Annotated in this window: 22 protein-coding genes and 1 pseudogene; 6 read left to right on the forward strand and 17 right to left on the reverse strand. The window is 46.7% G+C overall.

Features of this window, described 5'->3' with window-relative positions:
- Nucleotides 1–90: 90 nt before the first annotated feature.
- The 6 genes and pseudogenes from LEPBO_RS0101490 to LEPBO_RS35785 form a co-directional block, all read right to left on the reverse strand.
- The gene (locus LEPBO_RS0101490) at nucleotides 91–1,467 is read right to left on the reverse strand and encodes a cytochrome P450 (protein ID WP_017285754.1); all 1,377 of its coding nucleotides are present in this window, start codon (nucleotides 1,465–1,467) and stop codon (nucleotides 91–93) included.
- A 134-nt stretch (nucleotides 1,468–1,601) separates the two neighbouring features.
- Complete coding sequence (locus LEPBO_RS0101495) at nucleotides 1,602–1,919, reverse strand: type II toxin-antitoxin system RelE family toxin (RefSeq protein WP_017285755.1); 318 nt, start codon at nucleotides 1,917–1,919, stop codon at nucleotides 1,602–1,604.
- Nucleotides 1,900–2,112, reverse strand: coding sequence for a hypothetical protein (locus LEPBO_RS0101500; protein ID WP_017285756.1), 213 nt, complete (start codon nucleotides 2,110–2,112; stop codon nucleotides 1,900–1,902). The genes LEPBO_RS0101495 and LEPBO_RS0101500 overlap by 20 nt, the downstream gene beginning before the upstream one ends.
- Nucleotides 2,113–2,174: 62 nt before the next feature.
- Nucleotides 2,175–2,576, reverse strand: a pseudogene (locus LEPBO_RS41615) (type II toxin-antitoxin system PemK/MazF family toxin); the annotation flags it as partial.
- 33 nt (nucleotides 2,577–2,609) lie between these two features.
- Complete coding sequence (locus LEPBO_RS0101510; RefSeq protein ID WP_026148343.1) at nucleotides 2,610–2,828, reverse strand: hypothetical protein; 219 nt, start codon at nucleotides 2,826–2,828, stop codon at nucleotides 2,610–2,612.
- A 231-nt stretch (nucleotides 2,829–3,059) separates the two neighbouring features.
- Entirely contained in the window at nucleotides 3,060–5,162 is a 2,103-nt protein-coding gene (locus LEPBO_RS35785; RefSeq protein WP_017285760.1) for a tetratricopeptide repeat protein, read from the reverse strand.
- A 167-nt stretch (nucleotides 5,163–5,329) separates the two neighbouring features.
- Between LEPBO_RS35785 and LEPBO_RS0101525 the strand changes: the two genes are divergently transcribed.
- On the forward strand, nucleotides 5,330–5,917 hold the full coding sequence (locus LEPBO_RS0101525) for a Uma2 family endonuclease (RefSeq protein ID WP_026148344.1): 588 nt from the start codon (nucleotides 5,330–5,332) through the stop codon (nucleotides 5,915–5,917).
- Between the two features lie 109 nt (nucleotides 5,918–6,026).
- The gene (locus tag LEPBO_RS0101530; protein WP_017285762.1) at nucleotides 6,027–7,553 is read left to right on the forward strand and encodes a phytoene desaturase family protein; all 1,527 of its coding nucleotides are present in this window, start codon (nucleotides 6,027–6,029) and stop codon (nucleotides 7,551–7,553) included.
- Nucleotides 7,554–7,610: 57 nt separating this feature from the next.
- Here the strand turns inward: LEPBO_RS0101530 and LEPBO_RS0101535 are convergent, their stop codons facing one another.
- The 3 genes from LEPBO_RS0101535 to LEPBO_RS0101545 all read right to left on the reverse strand — a co-directional run bounded on the left by LEPBO_RS0101535 (nucleotide 7,611) and on the right by LEPBO_RS0101545 (nucleotide 9,475).
- The gene (locus LEPBO_RS0101535) at nucleotides 7,611–8,153 is read right to left on the reverse strand and encodes a Dps family protein (protein ID WP_017285763.1); all 543 of its coding nucleotides are present in this window, start codon (nucleotides 8,151–8,153) and stop codon (nucleotides 7,611–7,613) included.
- Between the two features lie 112 nt (nucleotides 8,154–8,265).
- A complete protein-coding gene (locus LEPBO_RS0101540) occupies nucleotides 8,266–8,907 on the reverse strand; it encodes a Uma2 family endonuclease (RefSeq protein ID WP_317135178.1) in 642 nt (213 codons plus the stop codon).
- Nucleotides 8,885–9,475, reverse strand: a complete 591-nt coding sequence (locus LEPBO_RS0101545) for a helix-turn-helix domain-containing protein (RefSeq protein WP_017285765.1) — start codon at nucleotides 9,473–9,475, stop codon at nucleotides 8,885–8,887. The genes LEPBO_RS0101540 and LEPBO_RS0101545 overlap by 23 nt, the downstream gene beginning before the upstream one ends.
- 93 nt (nucleotides 9,476–9,568) lie before the next feature.
- Between LEPBO_RS0101545 and LEPBO_RS0101550 the strand changes: the two genes are divergently transcribed.
- Together LEPBO_RS0101550 and LEPBO_RS0101555 are read left to right on the forward strand one after the other, a co-directional pair.
- A complete protein-coding gene (locus LEPBO_RS0101550; protein ID WP_017285766.1) occupies nucleotides 9,569–9,826 on the forward strand; it encodes a hypothetical protein in 258 nt (85 codons plus the stop codon).
- Complete coding sequence (locus tag LEPBO_RS0101555) at nucleotides 9,820–10,257, forward strand: type II toxin-antitoxin system VapC family toxin (protein ID WP_017285767.1); 438 nt, start codon at nucleotides 9,820–9,822, stop codon at nucleotides 10,255–10,257. Before LEPBO_RS0101550 ends, LEPBO_RS0101555 begins: the two co-directional genes overlap by 7 nt.
- 102 nt (nucleotides 10,258–10,359) lie before the next feature.
- Here LEPBO_RS0101555 and LEPBO_RS35790 read toward each other — a convergent pair whose 3' ends face one another.
- Nucleotides 10,360–11,565 carry a hypothetical protein gene (locus tag LEPBO_RS35790; RefSeq protein ID WP_017285768.1) on the reverse strand — a complete coding sequence of 402 codons (1,206 nt, stop codon included), beginning with the start codon at nucleotides 11,563–11,565 and terminating at the stop codon, nucleotides 10,360–10,362.
- Nucleotides 11,566–12,224: 659 nt separating this feature from the next.
- Here LEPBO_RS35790 and LEPBO_RS0101565 point away from each other — a divergent pair.
- Complete coding sequence (locus LEPBO_RS0101565) at nucleotides 12,225–13,547, forward strand: SGNH/GDSL hydrolase family protein (protein ID WP_017285769.1); 1,323 nt, start codon at nucleotides 12,225–12,227, stop codon at nucleotides 13,545–13,547.
- A gap of 10 nt (nucleotides 13,548–13,557) precedes the next feature.
- Here LEPBO_RS0101565 and LEPBO_RS0101570 read toward each other — a convergent pair whose 3' ends face one another.
- The 7 genes from LEPBO_RS0101570 to LEPBO_RS0101605 all read right to left on the reverse strand — a co-directional run bounded on the left by LEPBO_RS0101570 (nucleotide 13,558) and on the right by LEPBO_RS0101605 (nucleotide 19,460).
- Complete coding sequence (locus tag LEPBO_RS0101570; RefSeq protein WP_026148346.1) at nucleotides 13,558–14,013, reverse strand: hypothetical protein; 456 nt, start codon at nucleotides 14,011–14,013, stop codon at nucleotides 13,558–13,560.
- 71 nt (nucleotides 14,014–14,084) lie between these two features.
- Entirely contained in the window at nucleotides 14,085–15,464 is a 1,380-nt protein-coding gene (gene cobJ, locus LEPBO_RS0101575) for a precorrin-3B C(17)-methyltransferase (RefSeq protein WP_017285771.1), read from the reverse strand.
- Nucleotides 15,452–16,147 carry a precorrin-2 C(20)-methyltransferase gene (locus LEPBO_RS0101580; RefSeq protein WP_017285772.1) on the reverse strand — a complete coding sequence of 232 codons (696 nt, stop codon included), beginning with the start codon at nucleotides 16,145–16,147 and terminating at the stop codon, nucleotides 15,452–15,454. The genes cobJ and LEPBO_RS0101580 overlap by 13 nt, the downstream gene beginning before the upstream one ends.
- Nucleotides 16,148–16,150: 3 nt before the next feature.
- Nucleotides 16,151–16,774, reverse strand: a complete 624-nt coding sequence (locus LEPBO_RS0101585) for a precorrin-8X methylmutase (RefSeq protein WP_036045125.1) — start codon at nucleotides 16,772–16,774, stop codon at nucleotides 16,151–16,153.
- Nucleotides 16,767–18,041, reverse strand: a complete 1,275-nt coding sequence (cobG, locus tag LEPBO_RS0101590; RefSeq protein WP_017285774.1) for a precorrin-3B synthase — start codon at nucleotides 18,039–18,041, stop codon at nucleotides 16,767–16,769. The genes LEPBO_RS0101585 and cobG overlap by 8 nt, the downstream gene beginning before the upstream one ends.
- 681 nt (nucleotides 18,042–18,722) lie before the next feature.
- Nucleotides 18,723–19,019, reverse strand: coding sequence for a hypothetical protein (locus LEPBO_RS45010; RefSeq protein WP_017285776.1), 297 nt, complete (start codon nucleotides 19,017–19,019; stop codon nucleotides 18,723–18,725).
- A gap of 48 nt (nucleotides 19,020–19,067) precedes the next feature.
- On the reverse strand, nucleotides 19,068–19,460 hold the full coding sequence (locus LEPBO_RS0101605) for a hypothetical protein (protein WP_017285777.1): 393 nt from the start codon (nucleotides 19,458–19,460) through the stop codon (nucleotides 19,068–19,070).
- 287 nt (nucleotides 19,461–19,747) lie between these two features.
- Between LEPBO_RS0101605 and LEPBO_RS43240 the strand changes: the two genes are divergently transcribed.
- Nucleotides 19,748–20,074, forward strand: coding sequence for a hypothetical protein (locus tag LEPBO_RS43240; protein WP_017285778.1), 327 nt, complete (start codon nucleotides 19,748–19,750; stop codon nucleotides 20,072–20,074).
- The last annotated feature ends 69 nt before the right edge of the window (nucleotides 20,075–20,143 follow it).

Raw genomic sequence — 20,143 nt, forward strand, 5'->3', positions numbered from 1 at the left:
GGCTTTTATAATGCTCAAGCCGATCTTACGGGATTTAGGTTTTCCGATTTCCAATTGATGATTTATGTAACGTAAAATTCGCTTTTTTTGTTAAGGATTGTGAATCAATTCGGGGATGATGGCGCGATCGCGAACCACTTTTAACTGGAACGAATCCGGTGGCACGAAGGTAATGCCACGTCTTGCAGGTCGAATCTCTCGGTTCAACGTCGATTCAAACTCATACCAGGATAGAACCGTTGCCAAAACCAGTTTCATCTCGAACATCGACAACGCCATTCCGACACAGCTGCGACTTCCACCGCCAAACGGCAAATACTCATACGCTGAAAATTTCCGCTCTAAAAACCGCTCCGGCTTAAATTGATCCGCCTGCTCGTAAGTTGCTTCTCTACGATGTGCCAAATAGATGCTAGGAATCAAAACCGTTCCTGGCTCGTAAGTGTAACCTTCGATTTCAATCGTTCGTTTGACTTTTCGAGGTTGGGAAATCAGCGCGATCGGATAAATTCGCAATGCTTCCTTACACACTGCCGTCAGATAGGGAGCCTGAGACAGGACGATCGGATCAGGATTTTCGCCAAATTCGTCTAATTCTTGCCGTAAGCGATCGAGACAATTTGGATTTCGATGCAGCCAATAAAACGCCCAAGTCAAAGCCGATGCAGTCGTTTCATGTCCAAGCAATAACAAAGTCATTAACTGATCTCGCAATTCTTGATCGTCCATTGATTCACCTTGTTCATCTCGCGCTGTCATCAGCACAGAAAGAATATCCGTGCGATTTTGCAGAGAGTGAGAACGTCGATCGCGAATTTCGGCATAAATCAACTCATCAATCTGAGCCATTTGGTCGAGAAATTTGCCCCAAGGACTCCAATCTCCCAAGTTTTGCTGCAAGATGGGGAAAAAGAACTGAGTCGAATACAGCGGCGAAGTAATCGCTTCGAGTAATTGAGCTAGTAACTGCTTTAACCGCTCATATCTCGCGCCTGGAACCAATCCAAACACGACTTGTAGAATCACTTGCAGCGAAATTTCCGACATTTCAGATCGCAGAGCGATCGTTTCTCCCACATTCCAGTCGATCATGCGCTTCTGCGCCAACTGACAAATCAAATGCCCCTGACTATGCAACTGTTCGCGATGCAAAGCAGGCATCAATAATTGTCTTTGGCGTTGATGCCTTGCACCTTCTTGCATGATCAACGATTCATTCCCAACCAGGGGACGAAATACATCAGTCACTTTGCCAAACTCAAAGGCATCTGCCAAAGTCGTAAATACAGCTTGAATCGCATCAGGATGGCTAAGAAACACGACAGGCGGGGAATTTAAGCCGAGAACTCTTGTGGTGAACGTATCGCCGTACTGAACGGATTGTCGATCGAAGAATGCGATCGGGTCGGCGACCAGTGACAGCGTTTGAAAGAGAGCAGGAGTGGAAGAACCGATCGGCAACGTCATAGCAAATTGCAATGCACACACGTTTCTAGTGTACGGAATTCTTCAATTCAAATCTCATCCTCTACTCAATGAGACACAAACCGAAAAACATCAATTGCGCTGAGGGCGATCGCTCTGTACAGCAGTCGCGTACTTTAAATTTCTAAGCGAGTGCGAGTTGCACCACGAGATAAGGGTTTGTAGATGTTGCCTCGAAAGTCGATGTCGTAGACTTGCAATTCGTCTGCTTCGGTATCGATCGTGAAAATGACTCTGACTTTTCCCGCCCGCATCCTGAAGAATCCTTTCCAGTCTCCTTTCAGACTCTTGATGTCCAACTCATTGAAGGGAATGATTCCTTCAGCTTCAATCGATTGCAAGAGGTGTGCCAGTCTGTCTTGGAGTTTTTCGGTTTCTTTGGCAGAGAGTTTTTCCAAGAATTTGATTGAGGCTTTACTGAGGACGAGTTCCATTCTTTACCCAGTCGGTCATGTTGATAAATTCTGTGGTTTTGTGTTCAGCAGGTGAACCGAGTTTGGTTTGGATTTCTTGCATCTCTTTGTCACTGACGTAGGGGATGAGAACTTGGCAGAGTTTGAGGCGTTCTTCTCGAAGCACTTCTCTTAAGCTCTCTTTCACTAGTTGTTTTAGCTCATTGCTTTCCATACGATGATGCGCGATCGCTCTTGGGTGTCCGTTCGCTCAATTTTAGTCTATTTCTAGTTTTGTCACGATCGCAGGTTGTTATGAGGATGCGCGATCGCGGTTACTTTTGCTTGGATGTGCGATCGTTGCTCTAAGATTGCTGGCTGAAAATACCAGGCTGTTGAGTGGATCGACTGGATTAAGACTTGCAGTTTGGTTTGCATTTGCTGAAAATCTGAAGCCGTTAGGGTTCCGAGTGATTGCTGGACTAATTTTTTCTCTAGGGTTGCAAGTTTGTGAAGCCGAACGATCGAGGGAATTCTCAATCCTGCTTGCTGCCATTCTTGAAGTTCAAGATCGAATGGGGTTTGGTTGAGTTGTCCAGTGATGCGGGCAACTAAAAGATCGTTGTCTCCGGTGTCGAGTAGGACAAGGGCGGGTCGTCGTTTTACTTCTGTGGTGTTGGTGAAGGGAAATGATAGTAGGAGAACTTCACCGGATGAATAAGTGGGCGCTGCTTAGATCTCATCGTAGATGGCATCAACGGAGTCATACCCAGCTAAGAATTGGGTTGCGGTGAGGTTTTGCCATTGGGGCTGTTCTGAGGTGGAATCTGTGTCGTTCGTTAAGACGATGATTCTAACGGCTTGATTGTTGAGTTCGCTTGGTAATACGGCTTCGGGGAGTTCTAGTTTTCCATCGGCGGTGATGTGGGCTGGAAATTCGTATGCTTTCATGAGTGTCTCCGATCGCGTCTGATTTGATTGTACTGGCAAGATTTGTCTGATCGCTTTGCTGCCTAGAAAGTTCGATCGACTTTGCACTACGAACTGTCCAGCAAGCAACCCCAACGCTCTTTTCCCAATCCAAAATCAACCCTCGTCTGATGCACTTTGTAGCTTTTGAAGGATTGATCGTGTTGTCGGATATCGGAGAGTTCGGATGTTCGATTCTCTACGAAGAATTTGTTAGAGAATTGATGTAGATGAATTGAAAGCCGACACCATTGACTTGAGGCAGGTTGAATAATTTTGGCGGATAGTCATGGTTGTTGGATGAGAAACTCCTAAAGCACGTTCACTAATTGCTAACGATCGCATATAGAGCGGTTCGGCTTCCTCATACCGTCCTTGCGAACCGTAGAGTTCTGCCAAATTGTTCAGACTCCTTGCCACATCGGGATGCGATTCTCCCAGCAGTGTTCGGCTTAATTCCAAAGCTTGGACATAGAGCGGTTCGGCTTCCTCATACCGTCCTTGCGAATAGTAGAGTGCTGCCAAATTGTTCAGACTTGTTGCCACATCGGGATGCGATTCTCCGAGTCGTTGAGTTGAGATCGATCGACAATGCAGATACCATTCCTCCGCTTCCGCAAACGCTGCTTGTCCCTCATAAAACTGCCCCAGTCGAGTTGCAGGGCTAAGGATGTCATCGTCTACTAGCCAAGGTTCCAGAGTCGTCGTTGCTTCCTTCAGGTGTGGCATTGCATCTGAAAATTGCTCGATCGATGAAAGTGTCCAATCGCTCGGCATTTGCAGTGCAATCTCGCTCATCACCGCACAAAACGATCGCTTCATCGCCTCCTCTTCTGGCATCGTCGATCGCTTCACCGCAAAAAACTCTCGCAACAACTGATGGATCTGATACATCCCATCCCGCTCAAAATTCAGCAAACTCAGATTTACTAACTGTTGATCTCGTAAATCTTCCAATTCTTCTTCATCCGCATCCGGCAAACAAGCCTGCACCAGCGACCAAGGAATCTCAGCCAACGCAAACAAACTCAAGAGCATCGCCAATCGCTGCGCGTCCTCGTTCAACTCTTGCCAACTCAACTCAAACGCTGCCACCACACCCCAAGGTGCGGTCATCCCTGATTCAGCTTCTAGTAACGCTTTCGCCGCCAACCGTTGCGCTTGCAATCGCTCCCACAGTTTCGCGATCGAGGTTCCCTGCTTCCGCGCCAAATACCGCCCCACTAGCTCCAATCCCAACGGCAAATAGCCCAACCACTCACATACCCGCTTCGCTGTATCCAAATCCTGATCAATTCGCCCATCCCCCACCAGCGACCTCAACAACTCCAACGATGCCGCCTCACTCAGTACCTTGATTTCGTAATTTTGCACCGGAGATCCAAAGCGCGATCGCGTCGTCAGCAAAACCTTAAAATACGATCGCTGTGGCGGCAGAAACCGTCGAATCGCCCCATAATCCTGCACATCATCCAGCACAATCAGAGTCTCTTTCTGCTGCCATTGCTTCCAGATGTCCTGCACCTTCCTCTCAGGCTCAACATCCTCTGGAATATTTAGCTGCAACTGACCCCGCGCAAACTCAATAATTTGCTTACTCAGATCCGTTCTTGCGCTCAACCACAAAACACCCCCCGGATAACCCCCCAAATCTCGCTGCTGACTCGCATAGTGCGCCGCCAATTCCGTCTTACCAATTCCCCCCATTCCCGCGATCGCCGAAATTGCAGTCGGCTTGCCAGTCTTCACCTGCTCATGCAGCTTCTCGAGATCTTCCGCTCTCCCAACAAACACATCACTCAAACGCGGCAAATTCTCTGGAATACTCGGCGGATAAACAGGCTTCGATTCAATCTGCGATCGAGGATACTCCGGCTTCTCGGAAGGCTTCCCCCGCTCCTCCGTCACCGCTCGTTTTGCCGCCTGCACCACCCGTTCTTCCGCCTCTGCCTCCTCCACCCCCACCAAATCCACATAGACAATCTGCGCCCACAATCCCTGTGGCGTACATTCCCCCACCCGAATCGGAATCAGCGATCGTTCCATCCCCATTGGATCTTTTGCAAACGCCGCCGCCCATTCTGCCTGCACATACCCCGACTCCAGAGAATGCTTCGACAACACCGCGATCGTCCGTTTCGCTTCCGATGCCGCCTTTTGCATATCAAGCACAAAATTCCCACCTGCGCCAAAGTCCCATGCCTGAATGACGACACGATAGTTTTCCGCTTCAAGAATCCAAGCAATCCATTCTGCAAATCCTCGATCGTGGTGATTGTAGCTGATGAAGAAATCAACAGGCGTTTCAGGACTCATCTAAAAAATTCTGAACGGGGGATATCTCTTTTATACTTACAGAACCCAATGGTTTCCGCAAAGCATCCGCGTTTCATCTCACAATGGCAGCAGTACGATAAAAGAAACGCTTGCTCAACCTGCGATCGTCCCTCTTGATGTCCAATTCTGCAACGGAGACACCCAACATGGAACTCACTCTTCCTCTAAAGCTAGATCTCCAGCACGTTCATCTCACCGATGAGCAGTTTTATCAACTCTGCATCAACAATCCCGAATGGAACATTGAGCAGAACGCAAAAGGAGCCTTGATTGTTATGCCCCCCGTGGGTGGAGAAAGTGGAGAGAGAGAAGCAGATTACATCATTGATTTAGGAAACTGGAATCGCCAAACTCAACTCGGAAAAGTCTTTAGTTCTTCAACGATTTTCAGGCTTCCTAACGGTGGGAGCCGCTCTCCTGATGCAGCCTGGGTCGAATTGTCTCGATGGCAAGCCCTCACCCCAGAACAACGCAAGAAATTTCCGCCCATTGCTCCAGATTTTGTCATCGAATTGCGATCGGCGACTGATAATCTCACAACTTTGCAAGAAAAAATGCAGGAATATCTCGAAAGCGGAGTCCGACTCAGTTGGTTGCTCAATCCCCAAAATCAACAAGTCGAGATCTATCGGCAAGGACAGGAAAAAGAAGTACGATCGCTGCCCACTCTACTTTCAGGCGAGACAGTTTTACCTGGATTTGAGCTACAGGTCGATCGATTCATCGAAGAGTAAACCGGATCATTCTCCTTCAAAGTGCGATCGCTCCATCTCAAAACCAAAGCAATCTCATTTTCAGATAGAACGACGTGCTGGAGATTGGTATACGATCTCGTCTTCTACAATGAGATTTGAAGATTGGAAGTGCAAAATGGTAGATGCGATCGTCATTGGAAGCGGAATCGGGGGCTTAAGCTGTGCGGGGATTTTGGCAAAATATGGCTATGACGTTTTAGTTTGCGAAAGTCATGCGATCGCAGGGGGAACCGCTCACAGCTTTGAGCGCAATGGATTTAAATTTGATTCAGGCCCATCGCTCTACTCGGGCATGTCCTACAGTCCATCTCCGAATCCGTTGCGGCAAGTCTTAGATGCGATCGACGAAGATATCGAATGGCTGAATTACGACACTTGGGGATGTTGTCTGCCTGAAGGCGCGTTTGATACGCAAGTCGGGGCAGAACAGTTTTGTGAGGTTTTACAGCAACTCCGAGGCGAAAATGCAGTCGCTGAGTGGAAAAAACTACAACAGGTCATGGCTCCTTTGGCAAAAGCCGCGATCGCGCTTCCACCTGCCGCTGTTCGATATGATTTCGGAGCCTTACTGAGTGTTGGACAATATCTTCCTAAGATGCTGCAAAATGCGATCGGACTTTCTCAAATTACAGGAGCGTTTTCGCCTGTCATGGATAAAGTTGTGAGTGATCCATTTATTCGCAACTGGATGGATTTACTTTGCTTTTTACTATCAGGATTACCCGCCGAGAGTACCAATGCGGCTGAAGTCGCTTTTATGTTTGCAGATTGGTATCGCCCGAATGTGCAGCTTGACTATCCAAAAGGTGGAAGTGGCGCGATCGTCGATGCTTTAGTTCGAGGATTGAAAAAGTTCGGCGGCAAGATTCGCCTCAATGCTCACGTTGAGAAAGTCTTAGTCGAAAATCAAAAAGCAGTGGGAGTAAAGTTGCGCAATGGAGAAGAACTGCGATCGCGCTATGTGATCTCAAACGCCTCAATTTGGGATACTTTGAAGCTCGTCAACAGTTCTGAATTTACTCAGCAACGCCAAGATACTCCGCAATGTGATAGCTTCATGCACTTGCACTTAGGAATTGATGGACAAAGTTTAGACCATCTAGCTTGCCATCATATCGTTGTCAATGATTGGAGCTTAGGCATTACAGCACCACAGAATGTTGTTCTAATTTCAATTCCATCCTTGCTTGATCGTGCACTTGCTCCGCCTGGAAAACATGCAATTCATGTCTATACTCCCGGAAATGAACCCTATGAGATTTGGGAGAAGTGCGACTCTTATCCAGAACTCAAGCAACAGCGATCCGAAGTGATGTGGAAAGCTTTGGAACGAGTAATACCCGATATTCGATCGAGAACCGAATTGACCCTAATTGGAACACCCTTAACCCACGAAAGATTTCTCCGCCGACATCGTGGAACTTATGGGGCAGCAATTCGAGCAACAGATGGATTATTTCCTAGTGCTTTAACTCCCATTTCAGGCTTGCTCTGCTGTGGTGATTCAACTTTTCCGGGAATTGGATTACCTGCGGTAGCAGCAAGTGGAATGATTGCAGCAAATACGATCGCACCTGTTCGGAACCATTTAGAACTCTTGAAACAAATCCAATAAAATACCCAGCACTCTCGCACTGGGTATTTGACTAGGAAGTTCACTCAAATTTGCGAACTACTTTGCAACACCTGCTGGGAATTTGACTTCGTTCGGCGTTTCATTATCAGACTCAACGCGCTTACCTTGAACGAACGATCTCAACATCCAAGCCATTTCCTCATGTCCTTCCATCAATCCGGTGAGAAAATCAGCCGTTCCTTCATCATGGAAATCTTCGGAACACTGATCAATGTGCTGACGCAAATTGCGAATAATTTGCTCGTGATCGTCTACTAGGTTGATCACCATTTGAGAAGAAGAAGGAACGTCACCAGTATGTTCCTTAATCGACGAATATTGGATAAAACCAGCAGCGGTTCCGACAGGGTACTCACCCAAAGCGCGAATCCGTTCAGCCGCTTGGTCGATCGATTCATTCAGAATAGTATATTGCTCTTCCCAGATTTGGTGTAGCGATCGAAACTCAGGACCAGTCACATCCCAATGATATTTCTTTGTTTTGATCAATAGCAGATTCATGTCTGCCAAATCACGATTCAACAGTTCACAAACGCCTTGACGCTGTTCATCCGACAAACCAATATTAATCTTACGCATGGCAATTACTCTTTATCTTCGGTTTCCTTGACTAGTTCACCAAATTCCACCGAGAACAGCATCAGTCGCAGGAAAGAAGGCAGCGATCGAGAATCCCATCCTTGAGAGCGGTTTATTCTTGGTCAGCGCTAAAATCAACTTTGTCGTATAAGTCTGCAATCACGAACTGACAAGGCACAGAGTTCAACGAAACCGCTAAATTCTCATCTTCATAAGTTGTGGTCGTCCAAATGCCGTTATCGTCTTTAATTCGATGCTCAATCTGAACCTTGTACTGATCGATTAGCAAGTACTCTTGGAATTGCGCGATCGTTTGATAAGCTTCAAACTTTTCCTCCCGGTCATAGCTCCGAGTGGATTTTGATAGAACTTCTGCAACAAAAATAGGATTAATCAAAGTATCGCGCCGACCTTCCTGATATTGAATGGGTTGCGGCATGACCATGACATCGGGATAGGTATAGATACGTTTCTTCGGAATCCAAAGTCGCTGATCCGTAATGTAGATCTCATACGGTTTTCGCTTGAGGTCAATGCTTAATGCGATGTAAAGATTTCCAGCAATTTTATTGTGATTCGGAAGTCCACCTGTCATTAGAACAATCTCACCGTCAATGTACTCATGCCGTTCCTCTGAGTGAATTTCAAATTCCAGGTATTCTTCGGGGGTGTAATCACGTTTTGAAGTTTGCAGAATCATACGATCGACAGTCCCAACGAGAGTAGTTTTATTATACGGGACTGACTTTGGCACGATAGAGCAATCGTTCTCCTTGCCGATATCCTGCATATCTCACTCGAACTAAATCACCAGCTTCAGCCATGCCGCCCATCAATTGATGCTGCTGCGGGTCGTATGGAATTTCAGAACCGACGATCGCGCTTTGCTCAATTCCCCAATTTTGTAAAAGCTGCTCAATCGGACGAACTAAGGGTAAAAGCTTCACCGCAGGTGCTTGCGGATTTTGCTGAGCCGCATAAGCAGCAGCAGACCATTGCAGTAACCAAGGTTCTAAAGTTTGTAGACTCGATTGTTGGAACTCTTGTAGTAAAGTTTCTCGTTGTTCAGATAGCTGTGCTTTGAGCCGATCATATTCTTTTTGCAGCGATGGAATCAGCTCGAACAGTGCTAGTAAATCTGCTAGGCTCAATTCTAACTTTATCGCAAACTGCGTGAGGGTTTCGAGCTTTAATTGTTGAAATTCGCCTTTGCGGATTTTGAGTAACTGTTTCTCAGAGATGCCCGTACGATCGCGTAATTCGCGAAAGGTTTTGATTTGACGCAATCGCATCAGTTCTCGAATTTGCGGTGTGTAGTCCATGACAGCAAAAATACCAGATTGTCTCAACTTTACCAGCAGCGCGATCTCATGAGAATTTTGTTAGAATAGAGAATATGCGTATGAGTAGATATCATGTCGCCAATCAAGGAATCTTTGCAGAATGCGATCGCCAATCTGAGCGAAGAAGATTGTGTGCAGGTGATGGGATTTATTCAGGATTTGCAGCATAAGTCAGAGAGTCACTATGTTGCAGACGAGGATTTATTTGAGTATGTGAATGGAGTTTTAGTCGTAAAAGCGACACTTGATGAGGGGGTAACACCTGAAGACATTGAGTTTGCAGTTGAGCAAGATCGAGCAATACGAGATAGGAAGTTAGAAGCTTGGTAAGAGTTTTATTTGATACGTCTGTTGTCATTGCAGCGATCGTGCCTGTGCATCCGCGCCATTCGGAATGTCTTCCTTGGTTAGAGCAGGTTAAGTCAGGTGAAATTCAAGGTGTGATTGCGATTCGGTCTTACGCTGAGTGCTTTTCGACTTTGACAAATTTGCCGCTTCGTCCTCGGATTAGTCCAGCACAAGCACAACGCTTGATCACAGAAACTTTGAGTTCATTTGAAGCGATCGTATTGACGATAGAGGATTATCAAGCTGCGATAGCTCAAATGGTCAATATGGGACGTGCAGGTGGAGGCGTTTATGATGCGCTGATTGCTCAAGCTGCCTTGAAAGCCGAAGTTGATACGCTTCTAACCCTGAACGCTAAGGATTTTACGCGATTGGGAGAATCAGTTTCTCGATTGGTACAAGTTCCAAGCTAAGCTTTTCTTCCTGCTTCAATAAAGCTAGCAAGTCGTAACAGAAAAAACAGCGATCGTACTCTTAGCACGATCGCTGCTCAATTTGTAAGCTCAGAATAACGACTAAAGTGGCTTGCTCACAATTCGTTCCAAAATCCAACGTCGATGTTTGATCACAAAGAAAATGTACAAGCCCAACAGGACTAACCAACAGAGATTTCCCAACCCCGTATAAGTATTGATAATTTGGGCATTGCTCCAGTTATGAATCTCACTGAGTTGATTCATATCGCCAACTGAATCACCAGCAATCAGCGACCCCCACGGAATCGATTCAGTTCCCTGTTTTACCGATCGCCAAAACGAGAAAATTGTCCAAAACGTATTTGCTCCCAAAAACATTGCAGGATATCGCCAGAAATCCCATCGAAAGTAATCGGGAAGCCGAAAGTAAAAACCAGCAATCAGCAAAGCACTCAAATAAAACTCTCCGCCCACTCCTCCAAAAGACAGCCACATATCAAAGGTGTCTTCTGGCAACAGCCAAGTCATGCCAAACTGAATCACCGCACACACAATCGCCACAATCATCGTCGATCGCTTTTTCTCCCGCCATCCTGCTCGAAACAGCAAACCTAGGAGGATCAATCCCCCAAAATACACAAACAGCGATCGCTCAGGAATCACAGTTGTCCAGCCAAAGGGCAAAGGCAGTGCCCGTCGTCCTGAAAACCAAGCGATCGTGGCATGTCCAAATTCATGGATCCAAATTTGCAAAAAGATGAATACCCGGTGAAAGCCGATCGTATGCAGCAAAACAGCTAAACTCATTGCGATCGGAAAGGCTAAGAACAACACATAGCGATTTTTAAACGAATACAGATCTAAATCATTTTTCTCGATCACATGTAGATCAAATTGCTTTTTCCAAAGAACAGCTTTCGACGATCGCATTCCATAAATCACGATCTTGCTTATCTCTTCTGGTAATTCCAATTGAGTGAGGTGCTGATATAACCGATCAGCGACCTCGGCTTTCCCATTTGTTTTGATATAAATTTGCAGTATTTCTTGCTGAATCCGAACCTGAAAGTGTTCTAAATTCAAGCGATGGAATAACTCAGTAATGGGATCTCGTGTCTGGGCAGTCTCGACGCTCTGATAAATATGTTCCTGAATTCGTTCATAGGCAGCTTTCAGCAACGCTTTTTCTTCTTTTGCCTCTTGCCGAATTGCTTGCATTAATCGCGCTGAATAAACCGCGTCAACATCTTCCATCGATGCGCCCAACTCTAATCCCAACACCTCGTAACATTTTGAAATTTCCATAGCGGGACTTCTAGATCTTTACCGCTAGCGTTCCCGATCATTTCACCTGTGTACCCAATTATCTTGCCGTAGGGAAGTGGGGAGTTTGGAGTGGGGAGAAACCAGGCTCAGATGGCTCGCTATCTCCTTATCACAATCTCACAATCTATTGTGATGAACTACTAGCAAATCTATGAACGGTGCTCGTCGATCAACCCATTTTTAGAAAATCAACGGGCAATCAACGAGGAAAGAGATGACGATCGCGTTGAAAATTCTTTATTTTTTCGAATATTTCTTAGTTCTGAATTGCTCTTGTTGCCGAGGTTTTAGCGAATCGGGGCAGTAGATGCCAACAAATTTATTTAAAATAAATCATCAAATTGCATCGGATAGTAGTAAGATTTGAAACCACATCAACCAGAATGTACTGATTAGCAAACGAGCTTGATTCGAGTGACCGAGTACTGACATATTAAGGGGTGCGATCGAACAAACTTGACTGAAGCCCATCGCATCAGCGAGGCTTTTTTAGGCGCTCGATCAAATTTCATCTCCCTGGGTAATATACGGACTCTCGTAACCCCCAACGCGATCGTAAAGAGGAATTGTGAATGTTTTTTAGGTCTAGCCGAAAGTCCTCCTGGTCTAGCCGTTCTTTATACCAAAAGAAGAAGGCGGTGCCGAAGCGGTGGATCTTACTCTCCATTCCGCTAGTTCTACTGGGGCTGGAATTATTAACGCGGTTGGTCGTCAGTGCTACAGGCAAAACCGCAGAGTTGAACGCCTTTGAAGGCGAACCGCTGAATTTAACAGCCTACCGCTTGAAGTTTTTAGATGCGAAAGGGCAACCTTTTGACGGGTTGCCAGATCATGGGCAATTAGCAGCAAAACGCAGTCCTGTCATGGGCTACCGCTTAGTCGGCAATCAGCAAAATTCGGCTTGGAAAATTAATGATCAAGGGTTCCGCTCCGATCAGCCGATTAGCTTAGATAAACCCAAAGATGAAGTCCGAGTCTTCATTTTGGGCGGGTCAGCAGCGTTTGGGCAACTGAGCACCAACAATCAAAGTACGATCGCGGGTCAACTCGAAACTCGACTCAATCAACAAGTCGCGGCTCAGAAAGCGAGTCCGAATAAATTTCGACCGGATACGCTGCCTTACTTCGCAGATGAGCTAGAAAAAGCGCTAAAACTCCCGCCCCGAATTCGAGAAGCCCGCTACCGCGTGGTAAATGCCGCAGTTCCCGGCTATGCTTCTGGGAACGAACTCGCCCAACTGGCGTTTGAAATTTTGCCTTATCAGCCCGATGCGATCGTTCTGATGAATGGCTATGCTGACCTTTTGGTTCCGAGTGCCCAAGAAGGAGCAGACATGCCTGGAACAGACGCCATGTTAGAAAGTGCGCCTCGGCATTTGATGGCAGGCTTAGGCAATGGAATCCGTAACTTTTTTGATCAGTTCTATCTCGTTAAGGGGTTCCAATATTGGGTCTTACGCCCACAAGCTAGCTTCCATCAAATGATTCCGCCCGCATTTGATACATCTGTTCAAGATCACCTCACGGCAGATTCCAAAGAGCTAGAAAGACGTACCGATCGCTATCGTCAAAATCTCCAACAAGTGGCACGTCTCACTTCTGCTGCTAAAATTCCTTTATTTGTGGGACTTCAACCTGAAGTATCGATTCGCAGCGCAAAGCCTGCCGGACGAGAAAAAGAGATTCTAGAGCAGTTGGGGTCGCAGTACCCAGAGCAGATCAAATCAGGTTATACCAAGCTTCAAGGCTCGATCGAGCAGGTGAAAAAAGGCTCACCTCAGCTCTCGACGCTGAATTTAGCTGAGATCGCGAACGGAACGCAGGGTGAAGTCTTCCAAGATGCCATTCATCTTACAGACACTGCAAATCGCGCGATCGCGAATCGTCTCTTTGACACGATCACGCCCAAACTGCACGTGCAGCCGAAACCCTATGCAGGCGGTGATGTGCCGCCTTCCTAATCCTCATCCGCTAAGGAGTTCGATAGGGCATCGGTGCGCCCCCGATTGGGGGCTGAATTTGATAACTCGGAATCAGCGTTGCAGCATGTGCACCAGTTGGGGGCTGAATGGGCGCGCTTGGAATCAGGGTTGAAGGTTCTGAGCCAATCGGCGGCGCAAACGAACAACATTCAATCGGTTCAGCCCCAATTGGCGGCTGAACGGACGCGCTTGGAACCAAAGTTGAAGGTTCTGAGCCAATCGGCGGCAAATAAGATGGCTGAATCGCGACTCCTCCGATCGGCGGCTTAATCTCATAGCTCAAATAGCCAGGAGGAGGAGTCGTTACAATCGGAGGAGGCACCATCAAATCATGAGAAGGGATGACCCCGCCAATCGGCGGACGAATTGCCTGTTGATGCGGATCGGTGGGTGGCGTATAACCGGCAGGTGGACGGAGATACTTGTTTTCACGACGATGCGGCATAGGAATCGACTCAGAGAAAATATTGAGTAGCATTACTATACCGGGGAAGCGAAAACTTTTTTAATTTTTAATTAATCTTTTCGATAGTGACGAGGCGTATAGACCCAAACGTTGCTTTCTGATTGATTGAAAATTCGGGTCTGACTTGATCCAATCAAAATGACCGTTCTCATATCTGCATCGGTTGGCTCTAACTCTTTTAAGCTCTTCACTTGCGTTTGCTGTCCAGGTCTTCCTAAATTGCGCGCTAGCACGACCGGAGTATTGGGCGATCGATAATTCAACAAGAGTTCTTTTGCTTTTTCAAGCTGCCAGGTGCGAGTGTTAGAAATCGGATTGTAGAATGCGATCGCAAAATCTGCTTTCGCAGCCGCACAAATTCGATCCGCGATCGTGTCCCAAGGCTTGAGAATATCCGAAAGTGAAATCGCGCAGAAATCATGCCCTAACGGCGCACCCACTTGAGCCGCAGCCGCTTGCATCGCAGAAATCCCTGGACACACTTGAATCTCGATCGTCTGCCAGTCTGGCTTCGCATCGCGTTCTAGCACTTCAAACACTGCCGCTGCCATCGCATAGATTCCCGGATCACCCGAAGAAACCATTACAACAGATCTGCCCTGTGCTGCAAGATCGAGTGCTAATGCTGCCCGGTCTAGCTCTTCACGATTATCAAATATATGCAAATTCTGATAGGTGCGCAGTGGCTCAACTAAGTTCAAGTAAGTTTGGTAGCCAATCCAATCGGTTGAATTGCGAAGTACCGCTTTGACCTGAGGGGACATCCATTCAGCCGATCCGGGACCTGTTCCAATGATGGCAAGCCGCTTAGAAGATTGATAAACCAAACATTCTGAACTGCCTTGAACTACTTCTGCTGTAATCTTGATCGTGAGCTTTGCATCATCCGCGATCGGTAACTGGCTCTTTTCTAACCAAGGCGCAGAGCCTTCAATTTTAACTGTCGCTCCTGCCAGTAGCTCAGCGAGGAATGTTTTTGCATCATCGGGATTCACTAACCGATAGCCATTAGGCGGAGACAGCAATGCGGTGCGAAATCGAATATCTCCAGTGGTTGTAATCGCAGGTACGACTTCTACGACAGTTGCAATTTGGCGAGCGAGATCATTTACGCCCTGCAATCCACCGAGTAATGGAACGACTGCGCTCCCATCTTCAGCCATTGCAATTACGGGCGGCTCTTGCCACTTATTTGACAGCAAGGGAGCGATCGTGCGAATTAAGATCCCTGCTGCACAAATTCCGACGATCGCAGTTCCTTGGGTAAATAGCTCTCGAACGGTTTCGCCAAATTGAGTAAAAGAAACATCGACGCCTGTCGTGCGATGCTCTAGCCCATACAAAGTCGCATTGGGTAGAGCATCGACAATTTGACGCGCGATCGGCACACTCGCCTGACCTAAAACGATGACTGCAATTAAGGTTGCCATTTGCTCGGAATCACAATCATAGAGAAATAAGGAACTTCTGCCGGATCAAGCTCACTAATCGGAACAATCCGCTGTTGAGAAGTTGTTGCTCGCTCGATGTATTTTGCTCGATCGTACAATCCCAACTCTTTCAGGACAGTCACAACTTTTGTAAAATGCCGTCCCAGTTTGATGATCGCGGCTGCATCTGCAACTGCTAGGCTTTTTTTCAAGTCTTCAGCCGACATAATGGCAGAAACAACCATAAACACATCATTTCGATAGGTCAAAGGTGTCCCTAACATCGCTGGACTTGCCATGACACAAGATACACCCGGAATCACTTCGGTAGGAAACCGATCAGACAACCGACTGTACAAATACATGAATGAGCCATAGAAGAATGGATCACCTTCACACAAAACGACAACATCGCGTCCTTGCTGAAGATGTTCTGCAAGGGTTTCTGCTGCTTTATCGTAGTAGGGCTGTGCAGATTCTTCGAGCTTAAATGGGAAATACATGGGAACTTCGATTTGTTCCGGGTGTAAGTACTCTGCCACAATCGATCGCGCTAATTTCAAAGCACTATCTGACAGCGGATATGCCACAACTTGCGCCGATCGCAACACGCGAAACGCTTTCATTGTAAGCAGTTCTGGATCTCCAGGACCAATTCCAATTCCATAAAGCCGACCCGTCATAAGTTATATCTCCTCTTGTTTTGCTAAAGCATTGACTGCCGCTGCTGCGATCGCGCTTCCACCTCGTCGCCCATGCAAGGTAATAAACGGCACACCTCGACTGTTGGCTGCAAGTTCGGCTTTCGATTCTGCCGCTCCAACAAAACCAACGGGAAAGCCTAAAATCAACGCAGGTTTTGGTGCACCTTCATCGAGCAATTCCAGCAATCTAAATAATGCAGTCGGCGCATTCCCGATCGCAATCACGGCTCCTCTCATGTCCCAAAGATCTAAAGCAGCAGCCGATCGCGTATTGTTCAGCTTTTGCGCCAGTTCTGGAACAATTGGATCATTGAGGGTACAAATCACAGGATTATCGACTGGCAAACGTTTTCGAGTCACCCCATTTGCCACCATTTGAGCATCGCAGTAAATTGCGGCTCCATTGGCTAACGCCTGACGACCTGCTTGAACCGCATCTGCAGAAGCCTCAATATCATTCGCGAGATCAGTCATTCCACAAGCATGAATTAATCGCACTGTGACGTGAGCCAGATCCGCAGGCAACCGTTCGAGATTCGCTTCAGACCGAATAATGGCAAATGATTTACGGTAAATATCCTCACCGTTGCGAATGTAATCAATCATATCGAGCATTGATAAGTTGAGCGATCGTAGAGAGGTCTGACACAGGCTGTTCTGTCAGCAGTTCCTCTCCAGCAAAAAGATAGTAAGCTTCGGACTGTTCCATCCTAGTTCCAAGCAAGGTGATATCAGCAGGACTCGGTTGAGCACAACCTTTTGGACAGCCTGTAATATGAACATTAATGGGATGCTTTAAGGACTGAGTCAAAGCATGAGCATCAGCTTGCGTATGTGTCTCAGCAGAAGCACATCCAGGCTTGCCAGCACAGGCAACGATCGAGGATTGAATCGGGTCAATTGAGAAACCAGATAGCTCTTGCAATACGGTAGATGGATCGGCAATATTTGGCAGAATGATCGATTGCCACGGTGTTAGTCGAATTTCGCCTGAACCGTAGGTTTTAGCAAGTTCGATGAGGTGTTGAAATTGCGCGATCGAGAGTTGCCCCAAAGGTAATGCAATCCCGATATAAAACAATCCAGCTTGTTTTTGAGCATGAACTCCGATAAGGGAAGCAATCTCAGATTTTAAAGAAATTGCAGTGCTGAAGGTTGCAAACCCTGCACGATCGAGAATTCCTTGAACCCCCCAATCTTTCAACATATCTCTCATCCTTGGCTTTTTCGGACGCTGAGATTGTTGGACATAGCTCAAATAAACTTTGGCTAGAGTTGCGATCGCAGAAACACACTCCGTCGCATCAATCACGACTCCAGTTTCATACAGTTGTTTATCTGCTGCAAAAGCTAACTGAAGCTGATTCGATGATATCGCTGAAAGTTGAATCTCATTGTATCGATGTTGCCAAGCTTGTTCGGATCGCGTTCCGATACTCACCTGCCCACCGCCATCAATCCCAATACTAAATTTTGGGGGCAGACCTGCTAATTCTGGCGTGGATTGAATGTAAGTATCAATGTCTTGAACGAGCGATCGCGTATCGATTAATTCGCTTGGATCAATTCCTGCGGTTGGGCTTGCCATCACATTGCGCAGATGATCCACCTGAGCATTTTTTGCCGCAAGCCCAATATTTTTCAAGATTTCAAAGATTTCTGGAGCCGATGAAACCGCTCGAAATTGAAGATTCGCACGATTCGTCACTTGAATCGTCGAAGTCTTCCAGCGATCGGTAATTTCAGCGATCGCACTTGCCTGCGCTACAGTCAAAATCCCGCCTGGAACTCGAATTCGCATCAAGATTCCATCTTGGGCAGGCGTTTCATAAAATAGCCCTGGACAGGGGTTTGCACTCACTAACTCACTCATATGCTCCTTCTCCGTGGTTCGCAGAGAATTGAATGAAGACTGACTTGGAATTGGCATTCTGACTCGATTTGATGATCATCACAGCTGCGCCACAGTACCGGATTTGCACCGGATTTTCCCAATCCAAGCCAATGAAGCATATCACACTCGATTGCGCAAGATTTCGATTCTCAAACTTCTCTAAATCTTTCTCAACGCGAAATCATCCATTGAGTTTCAATTTTTGGCATGGATGACTGAGAACATGAATGAGCGTGACAGGGGCGGTAATGTTTTAGATCTATAGACGAACGATGGTGCTGCGATCGCGTTATGTCCAAATGCATCTCAGCAGCGTTCGGTTTCGGCTTCAGTTGCCCTAAATATTTTTTTAATGCTCAAATTCATCTACGCCCATGTTCGCCGCATCATCGAAATGCTGACACTGACAGAGCATTCTGTTTCTAATCATACACACAACGCCCACAACAACACCCAACTTGCTGTTGTGGGCACAATCAAGGCTTGCGCGATTTTTTCCTCTGCACCACTGCCATACGGTTTCGACTACACCGTCTTCCATTCTCGACAGTGGCGCATCAGTCGCGCAAAAACGATAACGATAAGGTAATTCCAGACAGCTTGTTGAAAAAATAACTCAGATTTAGGAAGCCCAAACTGATATTCAAAGAAGCTAAAGGATTAGACTCCTCTAAAGCCCAGATCCATTTCGATGCCCATTTGCTCGGCTTGCTGCATTGTGCGATCGCACTTTGTCCGTCGGCAGATCTGACGAATACCAATTTGACTGAAGAATAGTCCGAGCAGAATGATAGCACCAATTTCGGCGAGCTTGCGCGTGACCGCACTTGAAGCACCGAAAATCAAAATAGCCATCCAGAGGTACAGTTGCCCTGGGACTTTTTGATGCGATCTCGTTCCCTTTCTGAAGTTCATCACAATTTGATTCAAGAAGTAAGATGGTGCTTTGGTGATCATGTCTCTTCACTGATGAAGCCTTTCCAAGTACGAGAAGAAACAGCCCCGTTACTTCACTTCACTAGATGCAAATTGTGTAACACGACCCGACTTAACTGCCACAACCACATCATAGGTTGCACAGTAAGCAAATGTAGTATTGTTGGCTTTGTTGTAGAGATTGACCACCATACCTGCACCACCAGGTTGCACGGAGACTGGCTCTAAATCGCCAAAGAAGTAGCGTCGTAACTCATCACCACCCCCAAACTGTCCCTTATGCTGGACAATTTTAGCGATCTTTTGCGACGGGGTTAAGCCTGTACTATCTTTCATTTCTTGAGCTGCTGATGCCTGCATGAGGTGAGGATTGATGGCTTTGAGTGGAGCATCCCAAATTGTGACCATGCCAACTAAAGCAACCGTGGTGAAAGTTGTGGTGAGTAAAGAAGTAAGTTTCATGAAGTTCATTCCTGAGGAGTTCAGTTAATTCCAGAATGCAGGTCTTCGTTGAGAGGAACCTAAACTGAAACTAAACCTTCTGTGAAGTTAACCGTGTAGAAAACTCATGCCAAACTCAGCATTTTCTCAGAAAACTATGCTGATGCGCCTAAGATCAGTTTCTCAGTCAATTCTCAGCGGTTGATCAGAACGCATTCAGGCTAGTTTGTCATGCTTGTTGTTATCAAACACTTACTAGCTTCAGGAGAGTGATGATAAAACGCTTCTTATTGACAGCATTCTCGCTCATGCTGGTCTCCACGGCTTCAACTGTTCCCGCAAGTGCTCAGCCTCGCATCAACCAAGAGATCGCGAGCAACAATCTAGGCACGACTCAAACCACCGTCAGATTATCTCCAGCTGATCTTGCACATTTTGCTTATCGCGGCTATTTCAAGTCTCAGAGCATCAAGGGCTATGGCAGCTTAATTCAAGATCATAATACTGGCAAAGTTAGCGCTAAAGACATTGTGCAAGCCGCAGTGAATACTCATCATCTGCCAGCTTCTACTTTGGACGATCGCGGTTATCTCAATGCCGTAGACAATCAGTTGCGCGACCTTAACCTGCATTGAGTGCCCCTGAAGAAGCCGAAACGATTTGGCTTCTTCGTTGAGTTCCAGCTAGTCTACAATGAGTTGATA

Source organism: Leptolyngbya boryana PCC 6306 (assembly GCF_000353285.1).
Taxonomy (GTDB): Bacteria; Cyanobacteriota; Cyanobacteriia; order Leptolyngbyales; family Leptolyngbyaceae; genus Leptolyngbya; species Leptolyngbya boryana.